The organism is Ensifer aridi (assembly GCF_002078505.1).
Classification (GTDB): Bacteria; Pseudomonadota; Alphaproteobacteria; order Rhizobiales; family Rhizobiaceae; genus Sinorhizobium; species Sinorhizobium aridi.
This window is the reverse complement of the sequence record NZ_LUAV01000038.1, coordinates 204567-231112: the sequence shown is the minus strand read 5'-3', so window position 1 is coordinate 231112 and position 26546 is coordinate 204567. Positions and strand designations below refer to the sequence as shown.

29 protein-coding genes and 1 pseudogene are annotated in these 26546 nt (G+C 62.7%); 13 read left to right on the top strand and 17 right to left on the bottom strand.

The genetic code is table 11. The features are described from left to right. Positions 1-3: 3 nt before the first annotated feature. The 4 genes from AYK65_RS29770 to AYK65_RS29750 all read left to right on the top strand — a co-directional run bounded on the left by AYK65_RS29770 (position 4) and on the right by AYK65_RS29750 (position 1773). Complete coding sequence (locus AYK65_RS29770; protein WP_026614630.1) at positions 4-288, top strand: DUF1236 domain-containing protein; 285 nt, start codon at positions 4-6, stop codon at positions 286-288. Between the two features lie 186 nt (positions 289-474). Further along, entirely contained in the window at positions 475-741 is a 267-nt protein-coding gene (locus tag AYK65_RS29765; protein WP_026614629.1) for a hypothetical protein, read from the top strand. Positions 742-1039: 298 nt separating this feature from the next. Further along, positions 1040-1519 (top strand): CBS domain-containing protein, encoded by a 480-nt coding sequence (locus AYK65_RS29755; RefSeq protein ID WP_026614628.1) that lies wholly within the window; start codon positions 1040-1042, stop codon positions 1517-1519. Further along, complete coding sequence (locus tag AYK65_RS29750; protein ID WP_026614627.1) at positions 1507-1773, top strand: DUF982 domain-containing protein; 267 nt, start codon at positions 1507-1509, stop codon at positions 1771-1773. Before AYK65_RS29755 ends, AYK65_RS29750 begins: the two co-directional genes overlap by 13 nt. Positions 1774-1900: 127 nt before the next feature. On the opposite strand, the gene AYK65_RS29745 is transcribed toward AYK65_RS29750, so the two are convergent. From AYK65_RS29745 to AYK65_RS29710, 7 genes are all read right to left on the bottom strand, one after another. Beyond that, positions 1901-2209, bottom strand: coding sequence for a DUF6074 family protein (locus AYK65_RS29745; RefSeq protein WP_081162945.1), 309 nt, complete (start codon positions 2207-2209; stop codon positions 1901-1903). Between the two features lie 334 nt (positions 2210-2543). After that, positions 2544-3326, bottom strand: coding sequence for an SDR family oxidoreductase (locus AYK65_RS29735; RefSeq protein ID WP_026614625.1), 783 nt, complete (start codon positions 3324-3326; stop codon positions 2544-2546). 3 nt (positions 3327-3329) lie between these two features. Next, positions 3330-3695: a hypothetical protein gene (locus tag AYK65_RS29730; RefSeq protein WP_081162940.1), complete on the bottom strand. Its 366-nt coding sequence runs from the start codon at positions 3693-3695 to the stop codon at positions 3330-3332. Positions 3696-3818: 123 nt separating this feature from the next. Next, a complete protein-coding gene (locus tag AYK65_RS29725) occupies positions 3819-4250 on the bottom strand; it encodes a low affinity iron permease family protein (RefSeq protein WP_026614623.1) in 432 nt (143 codons plus the stop codon). A gap of 206 nt (positions 4251-4456) precedes the next feature. Then, positions 4457-4699, bottom strand: a complete 243-nt coding sequence (locus tag AYK65_RS29720; RefSeq protein ID WP_046117581.1) for a DUF982 domain-containing protein — start codon at positions 4697-4699, stop codon at positions 4457-4459. Further along, the gene (locus AYK65_RS29715) at positions 4677-4967 is read right to left on the bottom strand and encodes a DUF982 domain-containing protein (RefSeq protein WP_046117582.1); all 291 of its coding nucleotides are present in this window, start codon (positions 4965-4967) and stop codon (positions 4677-4679) included. Before AYK65_RS29715 ends, AYK65_RS29720 begins: the two co-directional genes overlap by 23 nt. A 194-nt stretch (positions 4968-5161) precedes the next feature. Next, positions 5162-5413 carry a DUF982 domain-containing protein gene (locus tag AYK65_RS29710; protein ID WP_026614620.1) on the bottom strand — a complete coding sequence of 84 codons (252 nt, stop codon included), beginning with the start codon at positions 5411-5413 and terminating at the stop codon, positions 5162-5164. A 419-nt stretch (positions 5414-5832) separates the two neighbouring features. Between AYK65_RS29710 and AYK65_RS29705 the strand changes: the two genes are divergently transcribed. The 8 genes from AYK65_RS29705 (at position 5833) to AYK65_RS29670 (ending at position 14493) form a co-directional block, all read left to right on the top strand. Continuing rightward, a complete protein-coding gene (locus AYK65_RS29705) occupies positions 5833-6930 on the top strand; it encodes a DUF475 domain-containing protein (RefSeq protein WP_081162938.1) in 1098 nt (365 codons plus the stop codon). Positions 6931-7086: 156 nt separating this feature from the next. Next, positions 7087-7530, top strand: a complete 444-nt coding sequence (locus AYK65_RS29700; RefSeq protein WP_081162936.1) for a universal stress protein — start codon at positions 7087-7089, stop codon at positions 7528-7530. 218 nt (positions 7531-7748) lie between these two features. Continuing rightward, positions 7749-8078, top strand: a complete 330-nt coding sequence (locus AYK65_RS29695; protein WP_081162935.1) for a hypothetical protein — start codon at positions 7749-7751, stop codon at positions 8076-8078. 318 nt (positions 8079-8396) lie between these two features. Next, positions 8397-10157, top strand: a complete 1761-nt coding sequence (locus tag AYK65_RS29690; RefSeq protein ID WP_081162933.1) for a type I secretion system permease/ATPase — start codon at positions 8397-8399, stop codon at positions 10155-10157. Next, the gene (locus tag AYK65_RS29685; RefSeq protein WP_046117587.1) at positions 10154-11470 is read left to right on the top strand and encodes an HlyD family type I secretion periplasmic adaptor subunit; all 1317 of its coding nucleotides are present in this window, start codon (positions 10154-10156) and stop codon (positions 11468-11470) included. Before AYK65_RS29690 ends, AYK65_RS29685 begins: the two co-directional genes overlap by 4 nt. A gap of 288 nt (positions 11471-11758) precedes the next feature. Further along, positions 11759-12196, top strand: coding sequence for a hypothetical protein (locus AYK65_RS29680; protein ID WP_026614615.1), 438 nt, complete (start codon positions 11759-11761; stop codon positions 12194-12196). 470 nt (positions 12197-12666) lie between these two features. Continuing rightward, positions 12667-13218, top strand: coding sequence for a methylated-DNA--[protein]-cysteine S-methyltransferase (locus tag AYK65_RS29675; RefSeq protein ID WP_026614614.1), 552 nt, complete (start codon positions 12667-12669; stop codon positions 13216-13218). A gap of 3 nt (positions 13219-13221) precedes the next feature. Beyond that, positions 13222-14493: an adenylate/guanylate cyclase domain-containing protein gene (locus tag AYK65_RS29670; RefSeq protein WP_081162932.1), complete on the top strand. Its 1272-nt coding sequence runs from the start codon at positions 13222-13224 to the stop codon at positions 14491-14493. A 385-nt stretch (positions 14494-14878) separates the two neighbouring features. Here AYK65_RS29670 and AYK65_RS29665 read toward each other — a convergent pair. From AYK65_RS29665 to glgA, 3 genes and pseudogenes are all read right to left on the bottom strand, one after another. Next, positions 14879-15658, bottom strand: a pseudogene (locus AYK65_RS29665) (ABC transporter substrate-binding protein). 124 nt (positions 15659-15782) lie between these two features. Beyond that, entirely contained in the window at positions 15783-16691 is a 909-nt protein-coding gene (locus AYK65_RS29660; protein ID WP_046117589.1) for a DMT family transporter, read from the bottom strand. Between the two features lie 238 nt (positions 16692-16929). Further along, positions 16930-18390 carry a glycogen synthase GlgA gene (gene glgA, locus AYK65_RS29655; RefSeq protein ID WP_081162930.1) on the bottom strand — a complete coding sequence of 487 codons (1461 nt, stop codon included), beginning with the start codon at positions 18388-18390 and terminating at the stop codon, positions 16930-16932. 606 nt (positions 18391-18996) lie between these two features. On the opposite strand from glgA, the gene AYK65_RS29645 reads away from it, so the two are divergent. Beyond that, a complete protein-coding gene (locus AYK65_RS29645) occupies positions 18997-19458 on the top strand; it encodes a YbhB/YbcL family Raf kinase inhibitor-like protein (protein WP_026614609.1) in 462 nt (153 codons plus the stop codon). A gap of 64 nt (positions 19459-19522) precedes the next feature. Here the strand turns inward: AYK65_RS29645 and AYK65_RS29640 are convergent, their stop codons facing one another. The 7 genes from AYK65_RS29640 to AYK65_RS29610 all read right to left on the bottom strand — a co-directional run bounded on the left by AYK65_RS29640 (position 19523) and on the right by AYK65_RS29610 (position 26535). Next, positions 19523-19723 carry a DUF2905 domain-containing protein gene (locus AYK65_RS29640; RefSeq protein ID WP_026614608.1) on the bottom strand — a complete coding sequence of 67 codons (201 nt, stop codon included), beginning with the start codon at positions 19721-19723 and terminating at the stop codon, positions 19523-19525. A gap of 71 nt (positions 19724-19794) precedes the next feature. Further along, entirely contained in the window at positions 19795-20568 is a 774-nt protein-coding gene (locus tag AYK65_RS29635) for an exodeoxyribonuclease III (RefSeq protein WP_081163113.1), read from the bottom strand. A 5-nt stretch (positions 20569-20573) separates the two neighbouring features. Continuing rightward, positions 20574-21215: an alpha/beta hydrolase family protein gene (locus tag AYK65_RS29630; RefSeq protein ID WP_081162927.1), complete on the bottom strand. Its 642-nt coding sequence runs from the start codon at positions 21213-21215 to the stop codon at positions 20574-20576. Position 21216: 1 nt separating this feature from the next. Next, the gene (locus tag AYK65_RS29625; RefSeq protein ID WP_081162926.1) at positions 21217-22302 is read right to left on the bottom strand and encodes a tetratricopeptide repeat protein; all 1086 of its coding nucleotides are present in this window, start codon (positions 22300-22302) and stop codon (positions 21217-21219) included. Beyond that, a complete protein-coding gene (ku, locus tag AYK65_RS29620; protein WP_046117593.1) occupies positions 22302-23183 on the bottom strand; it encodes a non-homologous end joining protein Ku in 882 nt (293 codons plus the stop codon). Before ku ends, AYK65_RS29625 begins: the two co-directional genes overlap by 1 nt. Positions 23184-23208: 25 nt before the next feature. Next, on the bottom strand, positions 23209-25662 hold the full coding sequence (gene ligD / locus AYK65_RS29615) for a DNA ligase D (RefSeq protein ID WP_081162925.1): 2454 nt from the start codon (positions 25660-25662) through the stop codon (positions 23209-23211). 9 nt (positions 25663-25671) lie between these two features. Beyond that, a complete protein-coding gene (locus tag AYK65_RS29610; protein WP_081162924.1) occupies positions 25672-26535 on the bottom strand; it encodes a bifunctional allantoicase/(S)-ureidoglycine aminohydrolase in 864 nt (287 codons plus the stop codon). Positions 26536-26546: the final 11 nt, after the last annotated feature.

The following is a 26546-nucleotide window of genomic DNA, read 5'->3' as shown; positions in this document are numbered from 1 at the left end:
GCCATGAAGAGATTTGCCTCTATGACAGCCGCCCTGCTCCTGACGCTGGGCACATCGGCAATTGCCCAGACAACCGTCGTGCTCCCGGGCGAAGTCCGGACCTACGTGTTGGAGCAGAACGTGCCTTCGGTCACTTTTGAGGGCGAGGTCGTCGTTGGACAGCCGCTTCCAGAGACCGTGGAAATCCACACTATCCCGGATCAGCCTGACTATGCGTATGCGGTGGTGAACAACAAGCGCGTCGTCGTTAATCCCAAACAGCGTACGGTCGTGGAAGTCCTGCAATAGCATTTGAAGCACATCGGGGCGCGTAGTTTGCGAGGAAGCCCCTTCCAATCCGATTAAAGCGCCGCGCGTCTTTCCGACGCGCGGCGCTGCAATCTTTACAACTGCGCATGGCCGGGATCCACGAACGCATCGCGGCCGGTCGCCGCATCAAAGGGCATCCGTTGGTGCACATATCGGGAGGTCCACATGGAAAACATCGAGTTTCGGCTGGCCGCCCACCGAGAGGTCCTCGTGGCCGTGCTCTCGGCCCTCGCACGCCACGACGACGTCTGGGCGGAGATCAACCGCCTTCTCGAGGAAGCTCAGATCGTCCAGGATCATGAGGAGGATCCGGGTGTCGTCCCCTCCGAAGCCTTCGCCAGGCAGAATGCGATGACGACGGAAATCGCCTCCATCCTCAACGATGCCACGGCGCGAGCGAATGCGGATCCTGAGCCTGCGGCGCCGCAGTGAGCGGGCCTAAGGCGCGCCGGCAGTAAATTGCGGGGAACCGCAACCCTAGTGGTGCGTTAACGGACTGCGGTTTTAGCCGCGCATGTCTACGCTAAGAGAAGGGAGCGTCTTGTGCGACATCGACTGAAGAAGCGTCCGAGGTTTGCCCGGCCGCCTGAGAATCCGGATGCAAAGAAATCGGGCCGGAATGCCTGGCAGCCCCAGGTCATAGTCCCCTATCGGGTCGATCTCACTCTCAAGAAGTCGACGGCAGAGGAAGTCGCCGTCCCGGCTTCGATCAATGGGAGGAGCCTCGTCGATGGTCGCCCCTGAGCAGCCGTTACGCGTTGGAGACGTGATGTCGCGCCCGGTCTTCACGGTATCGCCAACCGATACGGCGCAGTCGGTCGCCCGACTGATGAAGGAGACCGGCGTGGGCGCCGTGCCCGTCGAAGCGCCGGGTGTAGGAACGATACTCGGCATTGTAACGGACCGCGACATCCTTAGCTCCGTCGTCGCGCGAGGCCTGTCGAGTTCGACCGCAGTGTTCGAGTTCATGACGGTCTCCGCACAGTCCTGCGAGGAGGGAGACAGCATATTGCTCGCCGCGCAGAAGATGCACGACCTCAGGATACGCCGCCTCGTGGTCGTCGACGAGAAACGGCAGGCCGCCGGCATCGTGTCGCTGGCCGACATCACCCGTGCAAGCCCGGAACTAGGCGGCCTGGTGCTCGAAGGGCTGAACCGTCCGGCCGCCGTGAGCGCCCAGCCTGAAGGAATGTCGCAATGTCATGCCTGACGCAGGATCGCCTGTGGAGTGAAGCGGTCATCCTTGAGGCGCCTAAGCGCGTTCTTCGGGTACAAAGCACCCGCGACGCATGTCTCTGCCTCAAAAATCATTGGCCCCTTGCTGACGGGCCGGCGAAACGGAGTGCGCTCGCAGCTTGCGATCGCGTGATCGACGGGCAGGACGAGCCCGACGCCGCGCGCACCGCCTTCATCAAGGCGGCCGAGGAGGCCAAGTTCCACGTGCACAGTTGGACCGGAGAGTGAAGGCGGCAGCGACCGCGACCTCCGCCTGAAGAACTCTTACACAGCCACATGACCACGGCGTGGCCATGTGGCTTTTCATACAGCCGGCTTCCAAACCGTGGATCGTTTTCGCGCCGGTTCGCGGCGGTTACGTGCGGCTGTCGGATCGGCTCCGCTCGGTAGCATGCGTCCGGTAGCGCTCGGCCATTGCGATCTGGACCTCCGCCTGAAATGCGAGGACCTGCCGGCGGATCTCTGAGTCCGGCACGCCGAGCGCCGAAAGCTCCACGGCGAGCTGCCGGCACTCGATCTTCCAATACGCGACGGCGGCGCTACCATGTATCCGGTCGAGTTCCCGGGCGCAGCGCTCCACGTCGCCAACACGCGCTGCCAGAGGAAAGGCGACAACCTCTCCGCCCTCGATCTCACTCGCACCTCGGTTCCGTCCAACGCCCATCGAATCACTCCGCATTCCCTCGAAGCCACCTCTATCGGGAAGATGGTTAACGATTCCTTCGCCCGCCGACCGTCGAACCGGTCCGGCCTCGGGATGTTCCTTCACTTCCGGAAAAATGCGGTGTGATTTGATAGCGGCCGGGAACAATGAGCTCCGTTTGAAGTTTGATGCTCGGATCGCGCGGAACAAGTTCCCTCTCCGCAAAAGCCCCTACGGATCCGCGCGCTCCTCAATTAATAATATGACGCAAATGGCGGGTCCCGCCGCAATGGTGGGGCCCTTTTCCATGTTCGGTTCCTAGCCCAGGCGCCGAACCGCGCGCTTTCTTTGATGTTTATCGCAGCAGCCCTTGGCCCCCGTCGACCCAGACCGGACTGCCGGTCACGTGCCGCGCGCGATCCGAAACGAGGAAGCGGATGACATCGGCGACATCGCTGCTTCGGCCAGGCTTGCCGCCGGTGATGGGGACCTGCCCGTTCGGCCATTCGACGGGGATCGCCGTTTCCTCCGGATGCCGCAGGCTCGTGCTTTCATCGATGCCCGTTTCGATCTCCCCGGGGCAGACGGCGTTGACGCGAATGTGGTGCTTTGCGAGTTCCAATGCGAGTTGCTGGACGATCGCGACCTGTGCCGCCTTCGTGGCGGTATAGGCCGTGGCGCCGGGGGTCGTGAAGGTCCGGGTGCCGTTGATCGAGGACACGACCACGATGGCGCCGCCCCCCGCCTGTTTGAGGTGGGGGACCGTCAAATGCAGGGTGAGATAGGTGCCGCGCAGATTGATGGCGATGGTCTTGTCCCACTCGAGCGGCTTCAGGTCGTCTATCGGCGCCCAGACGCCGTTGATGCCGGCATTGGCGACGACGATGTCGAGCCGGCCGAATTCGGAAACGAGATCCCTGATCGCATTGCGCATCGGCACCTCGTCCGCCACGTCTGCTTCGAGCACGAGTGCCTGGCCCCCGGCGCTCGCGATCTCCGCGGCGACCTCATCGAGCGCCGGCCGAGTCCGCGCCAGCAACCCCACCTTGACGCCGTCGGCGGCAAGTGCCAACGCGGTCGCCTTGCCGATGCCGGACCCGGCGCCCGTCACCAAGGCAACGGATGAGCGAGAGTCCATGGGCTATTGCTTCTTTGCGCGGTCGGTCGGAATGGTCGACACGGTGACGGAAACCGGATCGCTGGCGGGGAAGGTATCCTGGAGACCTTCGTCAAGCTGTGTTTCCATTTCGTCCGTATCCTTGGCGCCGCGAGCACTGCGGCGCATTTGCGGGGTATCCTGCGACTCCTCCACCGCGCTGCAGTCGGTATCTGCGAGCTCGCGCATGACCTCCTGCGCCTTTTCAACGGCATTCAGCCGATTAATATTCGCCGCGGCGTCGTTGCGCAGAGAGACCGAAACGATCTCACCCCCTTCGCCGACGAACTCGACGGTAAAGCCCGCTCTTCCACCCTGTTCCGGTATGACCTGCGTCCCAACGAGATGCATAGGGGTCGCCTCCTCGTTCGCGTTTCGGCGCTTCGTTACGCCGCTTGGATTTCCGCGGCTGCGCGCTGCTCGTTAGCCAAAACGGAATGCGGCGTGCTTTGGTTCCGTCCGTTCCGGTGGCCGTCACTCTCGTTTAATGCCGGCCTTCGAGCGTCGGCCAACGACCTGCGAGACTTTCTCATGGAGCGCATGGACGTCCTCGTCATGAGCGTGCTGTTTGAGTATCTCCTTGATGCGCTTCAATTCCTTCTCGTCCAGCTCTTCGATTCCGACGTATTTGTTTTCCGCCGAACTCGTGAGGATGAGCTCGTCGAGCTTCGCCTGAAGCGCCTTGCCGTCGCGGTTCTGCGTATTCTGAAGAACGAAGACCATGAGGAAGGTGACGATTGTGGTGCCCGTGTTGATGACGAGCTGCCACGTCTCGGAGAAGCCGAAGAGCGGGCCCGTTAGACCCCACACCACGACCACGGTGAGCGCCAGGACGAAGATGGCGGGGCGCCCGGAATATTCCGCAACGGCGGTTGCGAATTTGCTGAATTCATTGGTCTTCTGCATTCGAGACCCCAAGGTTCGTTGATCCGCTGATCAACACGCAGGCCTGGCAAAGAGTTCCTTGCTGCATGTCTCCTTAAATCGACCTCGATTTTAAGGACAAAGACATGCAGCAATTCACAAGACTACAGCGACCTTTGCGCGGCTGATAAGACGCGCGGCACGTAGGGTCTCGAACGAACAGGGACTGCGAAGGCGGAGCCGTCCATTCACAGAATGACGCGTGCTTCTTTCGCTGCCGCGACGAAGGCGGCCCGAGCCATGTACGAAGGGTAATCGCGCTCGAGCGCCGCCTGACAGACTTCGACGGCATTCTCATAGGCCTTGCCGCGGCTGATCGGCCAGTGCTTCATGAGCAGCTCCGCCGCCTGGCGCGTGTTCGACACCATGTGGATCTTCGTGTCGTTCGGCATCCGAACGGGGACGCATTCATTCCAGGGCCCGGTTTCCATCGTCCTTCACCTCCTGCTCTATACCAGGCAGGACCGTCAGAAAGGCCTCTCGCGAAGCGGCGATGAAGGCGGCCCGCGCCTCTTCGGGGCGCTTCTTGTGTCTCAGCGCCGCATTGCAGGCGCGGACCGCGCAGCCGTAATAGGCGCCGTCTCTCACGGGCCATTCGCTTTGCAGGCATTTCATGGCGTCGAGCGGGCCGATAACGCTTCGGCATCTGCCGTCCAGCATGTGGACGTTCACGGGCTTGCCCCAGGGGATCTCGTACATGGCTTGCTTCCTTGCGCGGGTCCGGCATATCGCGAATGCGAGGCAATGGGCGCTGTGCACAGTGCGCACCCTCGATTTGATGAACCCTATTTAGGGCGCGCCGTCCCGAAGTGAACGGTGATCGCCGGCCCCTCGCAGGCGGCAGCCACCATCGCGGACTCGCCAAGGGCCTGGCGATTGGACGGCCCCGGCTGCTATTGGCTGCGGATCAAGATGTGCGCCTCTTCCGCCGCCTTTATGAAAGCCCTGCGGGCCTTCTCGGTCTTGACCTTGCCTTCGAGCGCCTGGAGGCACGTCCGCTTGGCTGCGGCCAGCGCGCGCCCGTCCCGCTGCGGCCAACGCAGCAGGAGGCATTCGACAGCCTCGCGGGTACTTTTCACGTCGCGATATTTGCCCGTCTCTCCGAGCTCCAGTTCGACGCTTTTATCCCACCAGAAACAGTGCATGACGCTTGCCTCGCGGGTTGTTTGCCGGTCGAGAGAAACCGGCAGACCAGGGCTTTGGTTCCACCCGGAAAAGGAGAACATAAGCGAGAACGCCACGTATGGGGTTACCCGGAACTGCATCACCGCCGCGGGCACACACCGCCGCTCAACCCTTGACGCGAGGCGTGGCATCGCTAATTAAGTGGCATCCCGCTCTTGGACATCGGAACGCGGGATGAACATTGGTGCCGGGCCCCTCTGGCGAGAGTTTACGGCGCTCTCGTGATGTCGGTACCGCCAGCAAATCAAGCCGGCGGGTTAGCTACTATGAAAACTCATCTCATGCCTCACGCATGTGCCTATTCGGCTGTGCGTTTTTTTGTCGTTAGGAATCTCCCTTTTGCCAACGTTACCACGTCGCGCGGAGGGGAGGTTCGCCCATGACCAAGCCCAATTCGCAAACCACTGCGCTCAGCTATTTCAACTGGGCGTTCATCGTTACAGCGGCAGGTCTAGTGCTTGGCGCCTGGATCGGCTGGCAGTCGACCGGTACCCTCGGCGGCACGGCGACCGTCTTCTTCATCTGCACCGTGCTCGCGGTTCTCGAGATCTCGCTGTCCTTCGACAACGCGATCGTCAACGCCAATAAGCTCAAGGACATGACCCCGGTCTGGCAGCAGCGTTTTCTGACCTGGGGCATTCTCATCGCCGTCTTCGGCATGCGCATCGTCTTTCCACTGCTGATCGTCGTCATCGCGGCGAATATCGGTCCGATCGAAGCGGTCGTCCTGGCCGCGGCGCGGCCCGAGGAATATGCGCGCATCATGAACGAGGCGCATCTGCCGATCGCCGCCTTTGGCGGAACATTCCTGATGATGGTCGGCCTCACCTACTTCTTCGACCATGAGAAGGACATTCACTGGATCGCGTGGCTGGAGCGTCGGATGTCGCGTTTTGCGACCATCAAGGGCATCGAGATCGCCTTTGTGCTTGCGCTCATCCTCGGCTTCTCGACCCTGCTCGAAGGGGAAGAAGCTGTCGTCTTCGTCCACTCCTGCGTCTACGGTCTGCTCACCTTTCTCGTCGTGGAGGTCGTCGGCGGGCTGCTCGACGCATCGCAACAGACGATGAGCGCGGCCGCGAAGGGCGGTTTCGGCGCCTTCCTCTATCTGGAGGTGCTCGACGCGAGCTTCTCCTTCGACGGCGTCATCGGAGCCTTCGCCTTGACGCAGAACCTCTTCATCATCGCCATCGGTCTCGGTATCGGTGCGATGTATGTCCGCTCGATGACCGTCATGCTCGTCGAGAAGGGGACGCTCAGCGAATACCGTTATCTGGAACATGGCGCCTTCTATGCGATCCTCATCCTGTCGGTCGTCATGTATTTTCAGACGCTGATGCACATCCCCGAAGTCATTACCGGCCTCGGCGGAGCCGCCCTCATCGGTCTGTCGCTCTGGTCCTCCATCCGCCACAACAGGCGGGAGGAAGAGGGCGTCGAAGATGACGCGCGAGGGCGGAGGCGCGTCGAAGCCTGAGAGGCATTTCGAAACACAGACGACCCGGCGGTTGCTCCGCCGGGTCTTTTTTAGTGCTTTTCAATATAAATAAGCGGAAACTAAAGTAATTGATCCAAGTCAATGCGATCCAGCACGATGCGGCTAACGTGAACCCGACCATGATCGGAGGCTTTCATGTTCCGCAACCTTCTCGTTCCCACCGACGGCTCTCCTCTTGCCACGCTTGCAGTGGACGCTGCCATCGCCTTTGCCAAGGAGACCAACGCCAGAATCACTGTCCTCACGGTGACGGAACCGTTCCACCTCCTCTCGACCGACGTCGAGCAACTGGGCAGCACGCGTGAGGAATACGAGGCGATCTCCCGCCAGCATGCTGCCGAGACGCTTGCTGCCGCACAAGTGAAGGCCGAGCGGGCTGGCGTTCCATGCGCCACGGATCAGGTGCGCAGCCACGAAGTCTATCGTCTGATTATCAGGAAGGCCGAGGAAATTGGCGCCGACCTCATCGTCATGGCTTCACATGGACGCGGCGGCGTCGGCGCCCTGATCATCGGCAGCATCACTGCCAAAGTGCTGACCCATTCGACGATTCCCGTGCTCGTCTACAGGAAAGAATAGCCCCGCGGTCGATCGCAACCCACGCCCGATTACGTCTTGGCCTGTTGCCCTATAGGTGGCGAGGCACGCACAATCGCGGGCGAAACATCCTCTCACTCCGCTGCCGATCTTTTTCCTGCCGTGCCGGAAAAGGGCCAAAGTCTTGCGCGAAGGGGCGTGTCCCTCGTCGGGCGGGGAGCTTCCCCGGCCGGCCTGCGATGCAGAAACGACGCGGAGGAATGCTCTTGAACGCGACTGCGAACGATCTTGCGCTGATTGCGGTGATGCGCCGGTATTTCCGGCTGAAGGACGAATCGAACGCGCTTAAAGGACGGCTGGAGGCCGCCCGGAAAGACGCCGGCGACGAGATCGGCCGCTTCTACGACCCGCGCACGAACGTGCCCCACGCCGAGGATCTCTTGGCATGGCACCGGCTCAGGAAAGAAATGGAAGAATTGATGAGCCTTGCTGCGAGTTGGGGAAGGGGCGCCAGCATCGAAGGCTGTGCCGTCGCAGCGGCAGCAATAGGCGTGGACGGGTGGCCGGACGCGCACGTCACTGTCGAGTGACGGCATCGCCGGTCGAGCGCCGCAGCGAGCCCAAAGCTGCAGAACTGAAGCGCGCCGAAAACCCCGCCGATGACGCGCGATCGAAGCTGGTGACAATCACATTCTGCAAGTGATTCGACGGCGGTGGCCAACAGGAATAGGTTTGAGTACACCACTGTCTCCGGGGAACAACTCTTCCGTGCTATATTGGAAAGAAACGTGGACCGGTGCGACCCAGCGGGACTCGAGGGGAGTGCATTTTTTGATTTCTCGGCGCTTTGCCGGAACAGTGAGGAAAGGCCGCACGGGCCAGACGAGCCGATCGGGGGACGATAACTAGTGACCGAACTTGCAGCAACATCGAGCGGCAGGAATGCCGATCCCGCCTCGGCCCTACGCGACTGCCGAACGGCCTTCATCGGCGTCGGCATTGCCAGCGCGCTCGTCAACATTCTCTATCTGACCGGCTCGTTTTTTATGCTCGAGGTCTATGACCGGGTGCTGCCGAGCCGGAGCATTCCTTCGCTGATCGCACTTTGCCTTCTCGCGTTGCTGCTCTACAGCTTCCAGGGAGCTTTCGAGCTCATCCGCGGGCGGATGCTTGTGCGCATCGCCGGCGCCCTCGACGAGAGTTTGAGCGGGCGGATCTATCGGGCGGTCGTGAAGGCGCCCCTGAAGCTGAAGATGCAGGGGGATGGGCTTCAGGCGCTGCGCGACTTCGATCAGGTTCGGGCATTCCTTTCAGGTGCCGGGCCGGCTGCGCTTTTCGACCTTCCCTGGCTGCCCTTCTATATCGCCATCTGCTTCCTGTTTCACCCGGTCATCGGCCTGGTGGCGGTCGGCGGTGGGCTCATTCTGACGCTGCTCACCTATCTCACCAATCGCGGCACACAGGCGCCCGCCAAGAAGGCTGCCGAGGCGGCAAGCCTGCGCAACGCTTTCGCCCAGGCTTCGCAGCGCAACGCCGAAGTCGTCGAGGCCATGGGCATGTCGGGGCGGCTGACCGCGCTCTGGGAGCGGCGGAATGCCGACTTCCGCGACGAGAACCGGCGCACGTCCGATATCGGCAACGGCTACGGCGCGCTCTCCAAGGTCTTCCGCATGGCGCTGCAATCGGCCGTGCTGGCGGCGGGCGCCGTCCTCGTCATCGAGGGGCAGGCATCGCCGGGCATCATCATCGCCGGCTCGATCCTGACCGCCCGGGCGCTCGCTCCCGTCGAGCTCGCCATCGGCAACTGGCGCAGTCTCGTCTCGGCGCGCCAGAGCTGGCAACGCCTCAAGGAGTTGCTCAAGGCCTTGCCGGAAGCGGAGAGGCCGCTGGCGCTGCCGAGCCCGCACGAGCGGCTCAGCGTCGAGGGATTGGCAAGTGGGCCGCCGGCGGCCCAGCGCCTCATTGTCTCTGGCGTGACTTTCACCGTGCATGCCGGCAGCGCGCTCGGCGTCATCGGCCCGAGCGCGTCGGGGAAATCGTCGCTGGCGCGCGCCATTCTCGGCGTCTGGCCCGCTTATCGCGGCTCGGTCCGGCTCGACGGCGCGGCGCTCGACCAGTGGGACAATGATGCGCTCGGCAAGCACATCGGCTATCTGCCGCAGGACGTGGAGCTCTTCGCGGGAAGCGTGGCACAGAACATCTGCCGCTTCGCCGAAGATGCGACCTCGGAGGCGATTGTCGCCGCTGCCAAAGCGGCGCGCGTCAACGACATGATCCTCCGCCTTCCAAACGGCTACGACACCGAGATCGGAGAGGGCGGCATGGCGCTCTCGGCCGGCCAGCGTCAGCGTGTGGCACTCGCAAGGGCGCTTTACGGCGACCCTTTCCTCGTCGTTCTCGACGAGCCGAATTCAAACCTCGATGCCGAAGGCGAGCAGGCGCTGAACGAGGCGATCGTGAATGTGCGTAGGCGCGGCGGCATCGTCGTCGTCATCGCCCACCGGCCGAGTGCGCTTACGAGCGTGGACCTCGTGCTGATGATGAACGAGGGATGTATGCAGGCCTTCGGCCCGAAGGAGGAAGTCCTCGGTAAGGTGCTTCGAGCGCCGCAGGTCGAGCGACCGTCACCGTTGAAAATCGTTGCGGACGGCCAGGAGGCGAAACAATGAGCGGCAGCATTCAGCAATCGTCGAGTGCGCGCCGTTCGCTTTCGCGCCACGTGATGGGCGTCTCCGTTCTCGCGCTTGCGCTTGTCGTCGGCGTCGGCGGCTGGGCTGCAACGACGGAGCTGTCGAGCGCGATTGTCGCCGGCGGCGTCGTCGTCGTCGACGACAATGTCAAGAAGGTCCAGCATTTGACCGGCGGCATAGTCGGTGAACTCTTGGTCAAGGAGGGCGACCGCGTGGAGGCGGGCCAAGTCCTGATCCGTCTCGATGGCACCACCGTCCGCGCCAATCTCGCGATCGTCGAGAGCACCTTGGCGCAGCTTTATGCCCGCCGCGCCCGGCTTCAGGCCGAGCGCATCGGCGCGGCCTCCTTCGCGATCGGCGAGGACCTCGCCAAATTCATCTCCGGCGCGGCCGCGGCAAAGCTCGTCGACGGCGAGCAGAAGCTCTTCGCAAGCCGTCGCTCGGCGCTGACCGGCATGAAGGGGCAGCTCGAATCGAGGAAGGCGCAGCTCGCCGACGAGACCGAGGGCCTCACGGTGCAATTGAAGGCGATCGAGGACGCGCTGAAGCTGATCGCGGAGGAACTGACCGGCGTCGATTCCCTTTATGGCCGGGGGCTGGTGCCGATGCAGCGGGTGACGACGCTCAAGCGCCAGCGCGCGGAGCTCGAGGGCGAGCGGGGACGGCACATCGCCTCGCGCGCCCAGGCCCGTGGCAAGTCGAGCGAGATCGACCTGCAAATCCTGCAGCTCGACGAAGACCGGCGCACGGAGATTTCCAAGGAACTGACGGACGTCGAGGCGAAGATCGCCGAATATGAGGAGCGCCGCACCGCCTTGACCGACCAGTTGCGTCGCCTCGACATCACCGCGCCGCTTCCCGGGCGCGTCTACCAGCTTGCAGTCCACACCATCAACGGCGTCGTCAATGCAGGCGAGACGCTGATGCTCGTCGTGCCGGAGGCCGACGATCTGACCGTCGAAGCCCGGGTGGCCACCCATGACATCGACCAGATCCGCGTCGGTCAGCCGGTCGAAATCCGCTTCAGCGCGTTCAACCAGCGCACCACGCCCGAGGTCGAGGCGGAGGTTGTGACCGTCGCTCCGGACATGGTCACAGACGAGCGCACCGGTGCCACTTATTATCCGCTGCGCATCCACCCCAAGCCGGAGAGCCTCGCCAAACTCAAGGGCCTCTCGCTCTATCCCGGCATGCCGGCCGAAGTGTTCATCAAGATCGCCGACCGCACGGTCATCTCCTACCTGACGAAGCCGCTCACCGACCAGATGCGGCACGCGTTCCGGGAGGACTAAGCCGAAGGCGCCGTCGGCTTCGGAAGCGACGGTGATCTATGATTGTGGCCCGCATGGAACGAGCTGCGCCGCGCCGGTCGTCCGGGGCGCGCGGATTTTGGGCGCCGATGAGACGGGCGCCGGCGTAGGATGCAGCGGACGCGCCCAGCGGCGAATTCCGCACGTTATCGCGCTTTAAATCCGCCCGAGGCATTTTCGTGATTGGACTTCGCGTCTGGTTGGAGTCACGTTTATAGGGCCGATGAGGTGGAAATGGGGGACCAACTATCGTCAGAGTAGGAGGTCACAATGAAGCATCAAGCAATCGAGCAGCTACAAGGCGTCGCCGAGGTCAAACAGGACTTTCCACGCCGGACGCTATCGCGCACGGAGCGCCTACAACGTTGGGCGGAACTCCTGGAGCGGGATCCTCACAGACGCCTTTCGACGCTGCACGAGACTGAATATCAGCCGGCGAGAGTCCGGGCCGCCATGCGTGGCGACGGTTCGCCAATCTCCGTAGCGTTCGATGATCCCGTCTTGCGGACCGCCGGAATGGAGAACGACAGCTACGGCGAAGCGAAGCGGTTCTTCGAACTGAGTGACGAGCAATTGCACAAGGTCATCTGCTATTGCCATTTCGGCGCGACGGTCAGCGCATCGACGGCCGCCCGCCACATCCGCGCGCTGCTGGTCGAGAAACAGCCAACCATGTTTGCTCGGCTGCGCCAGATGTTCTTCGGCTAACGCAGACGATCTGAAAGGACCGCGCGAGGCGGCCGCCCGAGGAGGCGGGTCGCGAGGTGGACGTTTGCGACTCGTTGATCCGCGGCGCTCCCATCGCCTCCATGTCCGGGGCGGACGTTTCGATGCGGTGATCCGGCGTCCTCGTTCACGAGGCGCGTTGTGGGCTGCTTGCATTATCTTGCCCTCTGGCAGCAGAGTGGGACGGGCAAATTGCGCGGTTTTCGGCAAGGCCGGAGACCGCGCATTTTTTGAACGCCGCTGCCCGGACCGGCGAAACGCTGACCGGCTGCTGCATATTTCCTTGAACTGACTACGATTTAGGAAACATGCAGTTAGGTCGTTTTTGCGCGACTTCGCGTAGAAAACGGGTTGAATTCCAAGCCCGGGCGCACGATTTTCCCATGTGCTGCAATCGTAAAGTGCTACAGCGATCTTCGTGCTTCTGATCGAAGGGCTGTGGGAGGCCGGCCATGCATCACTACCATATCTTCGAAACCGCGGCAGGGTACTGCGGAATCGCCTGGCGCGATGCCGGCATCACACGCTTCCAATTGCCGACAGCAAGTGCCGTGGCCACGGAACGGCTGCTCTTGCGGCGTCTGCCGGAGGCCGAGCCTCGGGAGCCCCCGCCGACTGTCGAAGAGGCGGTCGCCGCCGTGAAGCGCTATTTTGAGGGAGAGGAGACGGATTTTTCCGGCTTCGAGCTCGATCTCGCGGGACAGGATGCTTTCTTCAGGCAGATCTATGCAGCCGCGCGGAGGATTCCCTGGGGCCGAACGACGACCTACGGTGCACTGGCGAAGGAACTTGGTGCGGGGCCGGAGGCGGCACGGGACGTAGGCCAGGCGATGGCGAAGAATCCGGTGGCGCTGATAATTCCCTGTCATCGGGTGCTCGCAGCCGGCGGCAAGATCGGCGGCTTTTCGGCTCCGGGCGGTTCGTCGGCAAAGATGCGCATGCTCGAACTGGAGGGCGTGCGTGTCGGGCCGCCGGAACCGGCGCAGCAATCCTTGGGATTTTGAACAATGACCATGATGAAAACGGGCGGCGCGGAGGCCGCAATCCAGTCCCTGCCCGAGGCGCATTCAGGTTCGCTTCGCGACAGTGATGGGAGATGGCCGGAGCGACGGCGCAGGGTTCTCGACTGGCTCGTTCTCGAGACACGGGGCGAACGTTTCATCGACAACATCTTCGTGGAAATGTGCCGCAGATTGGCGGAGGCGGGCATGCCGGTTGCTCGTGCGACGCTCCATTTCCGGATTCATCACCCGCAATGGATTGGCGCACGCATCCTCTGGCGGAAAGGGCTGACGGAGGCGGAGATCGACACGTATGCCTATGGCGTCGAAGACACCACCCAATACCTGAATAGTCCCCTGCACGAATTCAACGACGGCGCAGACGAGGTGCGCTGCCATCTTGACGACCCCACGGCCGATTGTCCGGATTACCCACTCTACGACGAACTGCGGGCCGAGGGTCTTACCGACTATGTCATCTGGCCGCTCCATCATACGCTCGGCAAGCGTCACGCGATCACCTTTGCAAGCGACAGACCGGGTGGCTTCAGCTCTGATGACCTGACGTTCCTGAAGGACATTCTGCCGGCGCTGGCGCTCGTCAGCGAGATCAGACTGAAGAACCGGCTCGCGCGAACACTTCTCGAAACCTATGTCGGACCGCATGCGAGCGAGCAGATCCTGGCCGGTGCGACCACTCGCGGCAGTGGCGTGACGGTCGGGGCGGCGATCCTGATCTGCGATCTTCGCGACTTCACGAAATTGTCGGACCTCTGGCCGCGCGACGACGTGATCGAGCTGCTGAATGGCTATTTCGACGCCATGGCCGAGCCGATCGAGCGGCATGGCGGCGAAATCCTCAAGTTCATGGGGGACGGATTGCTGGCGATCTTTCCGCTCAGCGATCCGTGCGCCTGCAGTAATCTTCTGGGCGCCATCGACGAGGCGCAGGCCGCCTTGTCCAAGCTCAACGAGGACAACCTTCGCAAGGGCCACGACCCTCTTGGCTACGGCATCGGTGTCCATGTGGGTGATGTTATGTACGGCAATATCGGCTCGCGCAAGCGTCTGGACTTCACCGTCATCGGACCGGCGGTCAACATCGCCTCGCGCCTCGAAGGTTTGACCAAGGAGCTCAAGCGGCCGGTGCTCCTCTCACGAGCCTTCGTGGAAAAGGCGGGATGCGCGGCAAAGCTGGAAAATCTCGGTTCCTATCCGTTGAGAGGGCTCGACGGAGAGATCGACATTTTTGCCTTCTCAGGAAGAAAACGGAGCTAGGCGCCGGGCTCATCCGGCCCCCTGCCATTTCTCGGTTGGCCGCATGGTTAGCCTTGCCGCGCCGATGCACCCTCTTACTCCGTCTGGGTTATTTATTTTCCCGTTACGGGCAATGCAACCGTCAACGTGACGGGCGGAAGGCCGGATGCCGAGGCCTTTGCCCGACGGCTTCCCGAAATCATCGGCGCACCTCATTTTACGCTGCAGCATGCACAGTCTCTTTATAGAACCGCAGAGCAACTGGCCGCTCAAGTAGATCGAAACGCTCTACAAATGAAACTTGCCAGTGCCGACCGCGTTTGTTGACGGCAAGCGAAGCCTTGCAGATCTCTGGGCCGAGTACAGCGGCGCCAGGCGTAGGCGTCCTGCAGAGGGAGCACCATCGTCACTTCATCGTGTAGACATCGATGGTGAAATACTTGTCGTTGATCTTCTTGTAGGTTCCGTCCGCGCGGATTTCGGCGAGGGCCTTGTTCAGCTTCTCGCGCAGGTCGTTATCCTCCTGGCGGACCGCAATGCCGACGCCGTCGCCGACGAACTTCTTGTCTGTAATCGGCTCGCCGATGAGTTCGCAGCAGCCCTTGCCGTCGTCGTTCTTCGTCACCCAATCGAGCATCGGCAGCATGTCGCCGACCTGCAGGTCGAGTCTGCCGTTGACCATGTCTAGATTCGCCTCGTCCTAGGTGGGATAGAGCTTGATCTCCGCATCGGGATAAAGGGCGGCGATATAGTCCGCCTGGGTGGTGCCGGACTGGGCGCCGATCACCTTGCCCTTCAGCGCTTCGTTGCTGAACTCGGTAAGTCCCGCACCCTTCGGCGCCACATGTGTCATTGCGGCGAGATAGTAGGGCTCGGTGAAGGCCACCTGCTTCTTGCGCTCCTCGGTGATGAACATCGACGCGATGATCATGTCGTATTTCTTCGCGAGCAGACCGGGGATGATGCCGTCCCAATCCTGGGCGACGACCTCGCACTCGACCTTCATGCGCTCGCAGAGCGCCAAGCCGATCTCGACGTCGAAGCCGCCGATCTTGCCGGTCGAATCAACGAAGTTGAATGGCGGATAGGCACCCTCGGTGCCGATCTTCAGCGTCTCGGCGGCCGCAACCGTTGACGAGAGCAGTGCTGCACAGACGAGCGCCAGCGGCAGAATCCGGTTTCGCATGTTCGTTCCCCTTGTATCTACGCCTTTATCGGCGTTTCGGAGAAACTTTACGGGCAGACTTCACATAAGCGAAATCGATACGTGCGATAATCTGTATTGTTTCTGTTGATCTCTGCGCCGGTGGCTATATCAACCGCCCCTGTCGCTTGAGCTGTTGCTCGCGGAAGAAGATGAAGAGGCCGGAGGCGACGATGAGGCCGGCGCCGAGCACCATCGACAGCCGGGGTGTATCGCCGAAGATCAGCCAGCCGAAGACGATCGCCCAGAAGAGGAGCGTGTATTGCAGCGGCGCGACCGTTGCGGCGTCGGCGAGCTTCAGCGCTCGATTGACGAGGACGTGGGCGAGCATGGCGACAACGCCGAGAAGGCCGAGCAGCGCCGTGTCGACCGGCTTGAGCGGCGTCCAGTCGAAGGGCGCCCAGACTAGGCCGGCCGCCGCCGCGCCGACGATCTGCCAGAAGGCGAGCGTCGTGTCCGGGGTGCCGCGCAGCGAACGACCGGAAATCATCATGAAAGCGAAGCACATGCTGCCGAGAATTGAGATCAAGGCAGGCACGGTGAAGGCCTGCGAGGACGGTTCGAGCGCAATGAGAACACCGACGAAGCCGACAGCGATCGCGCTCCAGCGCCGCCAGCCGACCGGCTCCCGGAGGACCAGCGGCGAAACCGCCGCGACATAGATCGGCGCCGCCAGCCAATAGGTCATGACGTCCGCGAGCGGCAGGTAGACGACGGCGAAATAGAACGAGACGACCTCCGCCGTCGAGGCGACGACGCGGGCAAACTGAAGGCCGGGCCGCTCGAGGGCGAAAAGCTTTTGCGCGCCGTTGAGCCAGAGAAAGGGGGCGAGCAGGAGGGCGGCGGCGAGGCTGCGGATCAGCACCACCTGGCCGACCGAGTAGGTCGCCACCAGCCACTTGCCCATAACGTCGTTCAGCGAAAACATCAGCATGCCGATGAGCATGATCATGACGCCGGCACGGGCGGCGCCTGCCTGATGAACAAGGGTGCCGGGGACGCTGTCGACGGCCATGAGCGCATTCCTCCTGAACGGGATGAGGCGCGTGCAGTGAGCTTGCGCCTCGCATCCGCGATCTCAGCCTTTGGCATATTCCCGCTCAGCGATCCATGCTCGATCGCTGATCGATTCATCACGATTGCGAATGGCGGCAAATCGCGCCGCTCGCCCGCGACGAGGCGGGTGAGCCTCGGCCCCGTTCGATCCCCGGAGACTATGGAGATGGTGCTGTTGATTTCCGCCCGCCTGCGTCCTACGCGCTGCCGGCCAAGCGGACGTCGGGACTCAGGAGCTCGCCATAGAGCTCCGCATAGCGCGCGGCACTGCGGTGCCAGGAGCAGTCCGTCTTCATGCCCTGCCGGCGCAGTCCCTCCCACTCGCGACGGCGTCGATACAGCTTGAAGGTGCGGCGAAGCGCATGCCGGAGCTCATGCGCATCGATCGGCGAGAATTGTATGCCGGTCGCGACATGCGCGTGGAGCGCCGCATCGTTGGCATCGATGATCGTTTCGGACAGGCCGCCGGTGCGGGCAACGACCGGCACGCAACCATAGCGCAGCGCATAGAGCTGCGTCAGGCCGCAGGGTTCGAAGCGCGAGGGAACGAGCATGGCATCCGCGCCGGCATGAATTTTGTGGGCGAGCCGCTCGTCATAGCCGATCTTCACGCCGATACGTTGCGGAAACCGCCGCGAGAGCTCCAGGAAGGCGCGCTCGATTTCGGGATCGCCCTGTCCGATCACGACGAGCGCGCCGCCGCCCCTGACGATTTCGTCGGCAACTTCCGCCAACAGATCCATGCCCTTCTGCCAGGTCAGCCTGTTGACACTGGCGAAGACCGGCCCGCAGACGTTCTGCAGGCCGAAGAAATTGAGCAGCGCCTGCCGGTTCGGCAGGCGGCGCAAAGGGGTGCGCGCCGAATAATGGTTCTCGATATTGCAGTCCGACGAGGGATCCCAGACTTCGGTGTCTATTCCGTTGACGATGCCGATAACGTCTGCGTGGCGTGCATTCATCACGCCTTCGAGCCCCATGCCGAAGGCCGGGGACATGACTTCCCGCGCGTAGGTGGGGCTGACGACCGTAATCGCGTCGGCCGCCTGCAGGCCGCCCTTGAGATATCCGACGTCGCCGTAATATTCGAGGCCGTCGATCGAGTAAGCCTCGTTCGGCAGGCCGAGCTCGGGAAAGCAATGGGCAGGAAACTGCCCTTGGAACGCCAGATTGTGGACGGTCAGGACCTTGGCGACGCCGTTGTCGCCGGAATATTTCAGATAGACGAGACTGATCGCGGAGTGCCAGTCATGGGCGTGGATGACGTCGGGCTGCCAATTCGGTACGAGGCCACGAGCGATGTGCGATGCGACGCAGGAGAGGGCGGCGAAACGCTTCCAATTATCCGCGTATTCGTGGCCATACTTGTCCGCATAGGGCGCGCCGGGCCTGTCGAAAAAGGCCGGCGCGTCGAGCACGAAGAGCTCCAGCCCGTCGGCTCGCCCGGCCAGCAGCGCGGCGCGTTCGCCGAAGAGGCAATCGTATTCGGTGATCGGTGACGCGTCGCGCAAACCCTGCATCACCCCGGGATATCCCGGAACAAGGCTGCGCGTATGGATCCCGTGAGCCTTGAGCGCCTTGGGAAGTGATCCGGCAACGTCGGCGAGCCCCCCGGTCTTGACCAGCGGAAAAATCTCGGCCGTGACGGACAATATGTTCATCGATCATGTTCCGGGGATTGTGTTGATTGGGACCCGCGCCGGCATGCCCCTCATCAACACGAACACGACCGTCAAAGTTCCGGCCGTCCGGCGAAATTTTGCCGGCGCGCGAGAGTCGGACTCCGGAGCCGACCGTTTGCCGGACGAAGCCCCTTTCGAGGTGAATTCGGCCGTTCGGCGCGGCCGTCCGACTGCGCATTGGAGGAAGGAGCGCGGGCAATTTGTTCGACGTGGCGGAACATAATTGCCTGCTTGCGGTTTAGCGGCTGGATCGTACGGGAGCGTGTTTGGTCTTCACGTGACCAAGGTGGCTCCATGGCGGTCACTCCTATGCTGGTTCGTCTTTCGGCCTCGCCTCGGCGAGGCCTTTTCTTGACCGTCCGCGCACGGACTCTGGCGTTCCCAGCAAGGTGGGCGCAACATGGGCGCTGGCCGCTTTTTGGGTAGCCAGATCACGATGTTTTTTGGTCGGATCGACCAAAAACATGAACGTGATCGACCCTAACAACTTAGAGCGGGATGCGGGCGGAAAACCGCACGCACTTTTCTCATCCCGCTCTACATGGCCACGGTCGTTTCCGTTGACCAGATCGAAGGAGACAGGTGATGACTTTCAGCTTGATCAGTCCCGCATTCGCCGACGGCCAGCCGATTCCCCAGAAATATACCCGTCTTGGTGAGAACCTGTTCCCGCCGCTGAAATGGACGGGTACGCCGGATGGGACGCAGAGCTTTGCTCTCATCGTTGAGGATCCGGATGCCGTGAGCGGCTTGTTCCGCCATTGCGCGATCATCAATATTCCGGGCAACCGGACCGAACTCCCGCAAGCCGTGGATACCGGACCGGAACACGCGATCAAATTCATCAAGAACGACTTCGGGAATGCCCGCTATGACGGCCCCCAGCCCCCGCCCGGGACCGGCGTGCACCATTACCGGTTCCGGCTTGCTGCACTCGATGTTGGCAATCTCTCCATCCCGGAGGATGTGGGCGCCGCGGAGGCCTGGAAGAGAGCGTGCAAACATCTGATCCGCGAAGCGGTGATCGTCGGCACGTACCAGCGTTAACCTGCGACACCTGTCGAGGATATGCTCCCGCAACGGCCTTGGTCGCCGGCCCCCTGGAGCGCGCTCAACGATTGATCAGCCAGAGGATCAGCGAAAGCACGAAGCTGAAAAGCAGGCCAGTGGTGATCGGCAGGTAGAAGGTGAAATTCTCGCGCTGGATCAGAATGTCGCCCGGCAGCCTGCCGAGCCCGAGCCGCGCGAGCCACGGCCAGAGAATGCCTACCGCAACGATGACGAGACCGATGATGATCAGGGTCCGGGACATTGGTGAAAACTGCATCCAGCCGATGATCGATCCTCTTATATGCCACTGTTTGCCGCTAATGCAGACCTGGTTCAATCACGCAAGGTGATCCAGACCGGCGCATGGTCGCTCGCGTTTCCAAGTCCGCGCACCTCACGGTCGATGCCGGCGCCGTTCAATCGCCGCGTGAGCTTTCGGCTCAGGAGAACATGGTCGAGGCGAAGGCCTGCGTCGCGCTGCCAGCGGTTGCGCCGATAATCCCAGAAGGTGAAGAGCTGCTCCTCCGGATAAACCTTGCGCAGGGCGTCGAGCCAGCCCTGATCGAGCAATCTTTGAAGCGCGGCGCGGCTTTCAGGCTGGACGAGCGCGTTGTCGTCATAGGAACGGGTAGGATAGATGTCCCGCGGTTCCGGCACGACATTGTAGTCGCCGGCGAGCACCACCGGGAGGCCCGTCTCGAAGAGTTCGGCCGCGTGCAGGTTGAGGCGCGCATGCCAGGCGAGCTTGTAGTCGAATTTCGGGCCCGGCTGCGGATTGCCGTTCGGCGCATAGAGCGAGGCTATCAGGATGCCGTTCACCGCCGCCTCGATGTAGCGGCTCTGCGTGTCGGACGGATCACCGGGCAATTCCACGCGGGTGATCACCGGTTCGCTGTCGCGGGCGAGGATCGCAACGCCGTTCCAGGCCGCCTGTCCTTGCCAGACCGCGCCGTAGCCTGCCGCTTCGATCGCTCCCTTCGGAAATTGCCCGTCCGTCGCCTTGAGTTCCTGCAGACAGACGATGTCGGGCGCCGCCGTCGCGAGCCAGGCCAGCAGATTTTCGAGCCGCTTGTTCACGCCATTGATGTTGAACGTCGCGATTTTCATGATTGTCAGCGCGCGAGGCCGGCGCTCCATTTGGTGACCGCCTCGGCCATTGTCTTCAGGTGATCGGCGGCCGAAAAGCCGGAGATGCTCTTGCGCGGCTTCAGGTCATGGTCTCCGTCTTCGAGCCAGAGGATCTCGATCCTGTCGGAAAGCGCGTAGCCCGAAACCTCTTCGCGCGTGCCGAATTCGTCTCGGGCTCCTTGGCAGATCAGCGTCGGCGTCTTGAGATCGGTGAGATGTTTCGTTCGAAGCTGCTCCGGTTTTCCCGGAGGATGGAAGGGGTAGCCGAGGCAGAGGAGCCCGGCGATCTTGCCGGCGGCCAGGAGCTCGTCGGCGATCATGCTTGCGACACGCCCGCCCATCGATTTGCCGCCGATAACCAGCGGGCTCTTCGCGCCGAGCTCGGCTACGGCCGCCCGGTACTCCGGGGTCAGCGTTTCGGCGCGTGGCGGGGGCTTGCGTCCCTCCGCAGTGCGTCGCGCCGCCATGTAGGCGAATTCGAAGCGCGCGACGCGAAAGCCTGCCGCGGCCAGCGCCTTGGCGGTCGCCGTCATCGAAGCTGAGTCCATCGGTGCCCCGGCGCCGTGCGCAAGGAGAATGGTGACGGGCGCATCGTCCGGCCCGTCGAACATGAATTTCCCGTCCATATCAGCCAGCCGATTTCCGGAGGAGGTAAAGATTGACGAACTGCACGCCTCGCTCGGCTGTGCGCGCCCATTCGGAATTCTGATCGAGTTCCAGATAGCGCAACCACCAGCGGCGCGCCTCGGCGAGATTGCCCTCGTCGAATTCCAGCTTCGCCAGATTGAAGACCGCGTCGGCATAGCCGGGATCGCCTTCGATCGCCTTCGTCAGATGTCGGCGGGCCGTATCCATTCGGCCACGCTCGTTCATGAGACCGGCGAGATTGAACCAGGCCTCGACGAAGGACGGATCGAGCTTGATCGCCCGCGCGTAGTCGTGCGCCGCCTCCGCCTCGCGGCCCGCGGCCCTGAGGCAATTGGCGCGATTGAAGGCCGCAACGGAGTCGGTGCGGTCGATGGCGAGGCAGCGCTGATAGAAAGCGGCCGCCTCGTCATAGTCGCCCGCCGCCTCGGCGGCCTCGGCCTGGGCGAAGAGGTCCTCGAGTTCCTGATCGTCAGACGTGCCAACGTCGAGCAGCAATTGTCCGTCGAGTTCGCTCAAACCTTCGGCGCGACGAACATAGATCGTATCGGCACCGTCGTGATGAAGCGACAGCGCCGTCAGCGAGGCGACATCTCCGGAACGATGAACCGAGCGCGCGATCGCGCTCCAGCCGGCGCCGCTGGCAATCAGCCCGGCATATTTCCGGGCCAGGATCAGGTCGCGGAAGGAGTAGGGCTCGCGATCATGCTCGAAGGCGTCGAACAGCGATAGAAGGTCGAGGTGGCGAGGCGAAAGCCCCGACTGATCGATGAGCGATTGCCGTGTCAGCGCCGGGGTGGCCTCCGGTCTCGCGAGACCTAGCAGGCGAAGAAAGCCGTTCTCGCTGAGAATACGCCGGCCCCCGTCGGTCTCGCTGCCGAAGCGAGCCTCGATCTCCGGCTCCGTTGCCCTTGCAAGCAGGCCGCGGCCGAAGACGACGAAAGCCGTTTGCCGCGTGACGCCGCGCCGCAAGTGCCCACCCTGGCGCTCGACCTCGCGCGCCGCCAGCCGCCGCGGAAAGGCGGCAAGCGCACCCACGATGCCGAATGTCCGGCCGGCAACCACCATCAGGCGTTCTTCTTGGCGGCCGGTTTGGCCGTCGTGCGCTTCGCAGCGGGAGCTTTCGCCGCCGGCTTTTCAGCGGGCTCGGCCTTGGGCTTGCTCTTGGCAGGGGGCTTGGCTTGCGAAAGGCTCGCCTTCAGTGCATCCATGAGGTTGACGACATTGCCGCGTTCCGGCGCCTGCGCGATGATCGGCTTGTGGCCCTTCAGCTTCTCGCGGATCATCTGCATCAGCGCGATCTCGTAGCGGTCCTCGTAATTCCTCGGGTCGAAGGTCGTCACCTTCTGCTCGATAAGTGCTTCGGCGAGCTGCAGCATCTCCGGATCCGGATTGCCGACCGGAATATTGCCGAAATACTCGGCCGTGCCGCGCACCTCGTTGGGGTTTCGCAAGGTGCAGACGAACATGCCGGTCTCGCGCGGCCCGATGGTGACCACTCTTTCGCGGCTCGAAAGCACGAGGCGGGCGATCGCAAGTTTGCCGGTGCGGCGCAGGGCTTCACGCAGCACGATGAAGGTCTCCTCGGCCATCGCCCCGTCCGGCGCCAGGTAATAGGGCGCGTCCTGATAGATGACGTCCACTGACCCTGAGTCGACGAAAGCCTCGATGTTCATCGTGTGATTGGATTCGATCTTGACGCTCTCGAGGTCCGTGTCTTCAATGATGATGTATTTCTTGTCTTCGTATTCATAGCCCTTCACGAGGTCGGATCGTTCGACGAGACCGAGCTCCGGATCGACCGGCTTCATGTTGATCCGGTTGTGGGTGTCCTTGTGAAGCTGATTGAAGCTGATCCGCTCGCTTGCGCTGGTGGCCGGATAAAGCCTCACCGGACAGCTTACGAGACTGAGTTTGAGATAGCCCTTCCAACTTGCCCTGGGTGCCATGGTTGTCTCCTACGCGGCACTACGATCACTTTCCCGTCTCGGATAGAAGCGGCAATTCCCTGGCGAAGTCGCCGATATGGGCCCAGGGATCGCCGGACGTGGCCAGGAGGCCTGGCAGCGAAGAATAGTTCAAATCCCCCGGAGCGTCGATAGTTTCGAGATCGGTCCAACTGACAGGCGTCGAGGCCGGGAGATTGGTGCGGGCGCGCAGCGAATAGGGCGCGGCCCACGTGTGGCTGCGGGCATTGCGGTGGAAGTCGATGAAGATGCGCTTCACCCGGTTTTCCTTGCCCATGGTGGTGGTGAATGTCTCAGGGGCGGTTGCCGCCAGGCGAGTGGCGATCGCGCTCGTCGCCTGGTGAAACTTCTTCCAGTTGAGCTTCGGCTCGGCCGGAACGACGATGTGAACACCGTTGCCGCCCGAGGTCTTGACGAAGGGCACGAGGTTCAGCGCCTCGAGCTCGGCCTTGATATGGACGGCGGCCTCGACCACTTCCCGCCAGGCGATGCCCTCGCCGGGGTCGAGGTCGAAGACCACGCGGTCGGGCTTGTCCAGCAGCTTTCGCGTCGTTCCCCAGTTGTGGAATTCGACGACGCCGAATTGCGCGAGCGCCAGGTATCCCTTCGCGTCCTCGACGGCGAGATAGGTCTTCGCCTCGCCTTCCGAGTTGGTCGCCTGGAAGGTCGCGACCGATGGCGGCATGCCCGTGAAGGGGTGCCGCTGGAAGAAGCAGTCCTCAGGCCTTCCGGTCGGGCAGCGCACGAGCGAGACGGGCCGGCCAAGGATGTGCGGCAGCATGAAATCGCCGACCATCGCGTAGTAGACGGCAATGTCGAGCTTGGTCGGGCCGGACTTGCCGAACAGGCGGCGGGTCGGATTGGTGATCGAGATGCTTGCGAGATCCGCGTCCGAAATGAGACGCTTCCTCGATATCGAAACAGGCGTCGAGAGTTCCACTTCGCGAAGCCCTTTGAAGACGGCATGCCGCAGCACATTGTCGGCGGTGCGGTTGCCGTAGTGAATGTGCGCCCTCAGCACCGGACGCACCCAGATGATCTCCTTGGGCGCGCCTTCAAGCTTGGCGGCGCCGGCCCGCAAGGGCTCCAACCGGATCAGCAATTGCTTCAGCATCTCGGCGTCGAAGCCGGTTCCGACTTTGCCGCGATATTGCAAGTCTCCGTCGACCCATTCTCCAAGAGCGAGGGAGGCAATGCCTTCGGCCGCTTCCGACCGGGTGTAGCCGACGATGACGAAGTCCTCCGCCTTCAAGGCCTTCGTCTTGGTCCAGGTCTTTGATCGTCCGCTCTGGTAGGGGGCCGAGACGCGCTTAGAGACGATCCCTTCGAGGCCCATCTCCGAGGCCTGGTCGTAAAGCGTGCGTCCTTCGCCGGTCACATGGCCGCTGAACTGGATGGCCGAGCGACTGTGGATCTGGCCCGCAAGCAATTGCTCGAGCAACGCCTTGCGTTTTTCAAGCGGGGAATTGAGAAGGTTCCAGCCGTCGAGATGGAGGAGGTCGAAGGCAAAAAAGACCAGCTTGTTGCCGGCGCCGGTGGAGAGCGCGTCCTGCAGCAGCGAGAAGCGGCTGATCCCTCCCTCGTCGAGCACGACGATCTCGCCGTCGATGATGGCGTCGCGGCAAGGCAGCCGGCGGAAAGCCTCCGGCAGATCGCCGTAGCGTTTCGTCCAGTCGAGCCCGCCGCGGGTGATGAGACGCACGTTTCCCCCGGCCAGGTGCGCCATGGTGCGATAGCCGTCGAACTTGATCTCGTGCAGCCAGCCTTCATTGGCGTCGGGAGGAACAATCGTCTGCGTCGCCAACTGCGGCTCGACCCGTTCGGATGCGGCGCCCTTGGCTGCGCCGGGAAGCGCGCCGGGATTGAGCTTGACGGGCTTCGCCGGCGCTTTCGGCTTCTCCACAAGCTCCTCGATCCGGCGGCCGGTTTTGACGCTTTCCGGTCGGGCGGCGAGAATGTCGACGGACTCGTCTGCAAAGAGATCGCGTTCCTTGAACAGGAGCCAGTGCCGCTCATCCTCCTCTCCGGGCTTCGGCTTCAACCGTGTCAGCATCCAGCCGCCGTTGAGCTTTTCGCCCGCGAGACGAAACTTGAAGGCGCCCTTGCGCAGGCTTTCCGCGGCATCGTCCATCGGCGCCCAGACGCCCGTGTCCCAGACGATCATCGGGCCGCCGCCATATTCCCCCTCGGGGATCACGCCCTCGAAATCGATATAGTCGAGCGGGTGGTCCTCCGTCTCCACCGCCAGTCGCTTGTCGGCCGGATTGAGCGACGGTCCTCTAGGCACCGCCCAGCTCTTCAGGACGTCGCCGACCTCAAGTCTCAGGTCGTAGTGGTCCGCTGTCGCATGATGCTTGTGCACGACGAAGCGGTTGCCGCCGCCGGTCAGCTGTCCGACCGGCTCCGGCGTCTTCGAAAAATCACGCTTCTTGCGGTAGGTCTCGAGCTTAGACGGCGCCATGCGCCAAGGCTATGGCTTATCCCTCAAGCCTGCAATATCAGGCGAACCTTCCGGGCCGCCGAGAGTCATATGACGGTTGACGTCCTTGTAGAGCAGGTAGCGGAACTTGCCCGGGCCGCCGGCATAGCAGGCCTGCGGGCAGAAGGCCCTCAGCCACATATAGTCGCCGGCTTCCACTTCGACCCAGTCCGTGTTGAGGCGGTACACGGCCTTGCCTTCCAGCACGTAGAGACCGTGCTCCATCACATGCGTCTCCATGAAGGGGATGACGCCGCCCGGCTCGAAGGTGACGATCGTGACGTGCATGTCGTGGCGCATGTCGGAAGGGTCGACGAAGCGGGTCGTCGCCCACCGGCCGTCCGTACCCGGCATCGGCGAAGGCGTGATCTCGCGCTCGTTGGTGACGATCGGCTCGGGAACCGGGAGCCCATCGACCTTTTCATAGGCCTTGCGGATCCAGTGGAAGCGGGTCGCGGTATCGCCTTCATTGTGAAGGCTCCATTCGGTGCCGGGCGGGATGTAAGCGTAGCCGCCGGGCTGCATCAGATGCGACCGGCCGCCAATCGTCAGCCGGAACTCGCCGTCGACCACGAACAGGACGCCTTCGGCACGCGGGTCCGTTTCCGGGCGGTCGCTTCCCCCTGAAGGTCCCACTTCCATGATGTATTGCGAGAAGGTCTCGGCGAAGCCGGAAAGCGGCCGTGACAGCACCCAGAGCCGCGTGTTCGTCCAGAAGGGGAGATAGCTCGTCACGATGTCGCGCATGACGCCCTTGGGGATGACCGCATAGGCCTCGGTGAACACCGCCCTGTCGGTCAAAAGATCCGTCTGCGGGGGGTGACCGCCTTGCGGGAAGTAGTAGTGCTTTTGCATTTTCGTTGCCT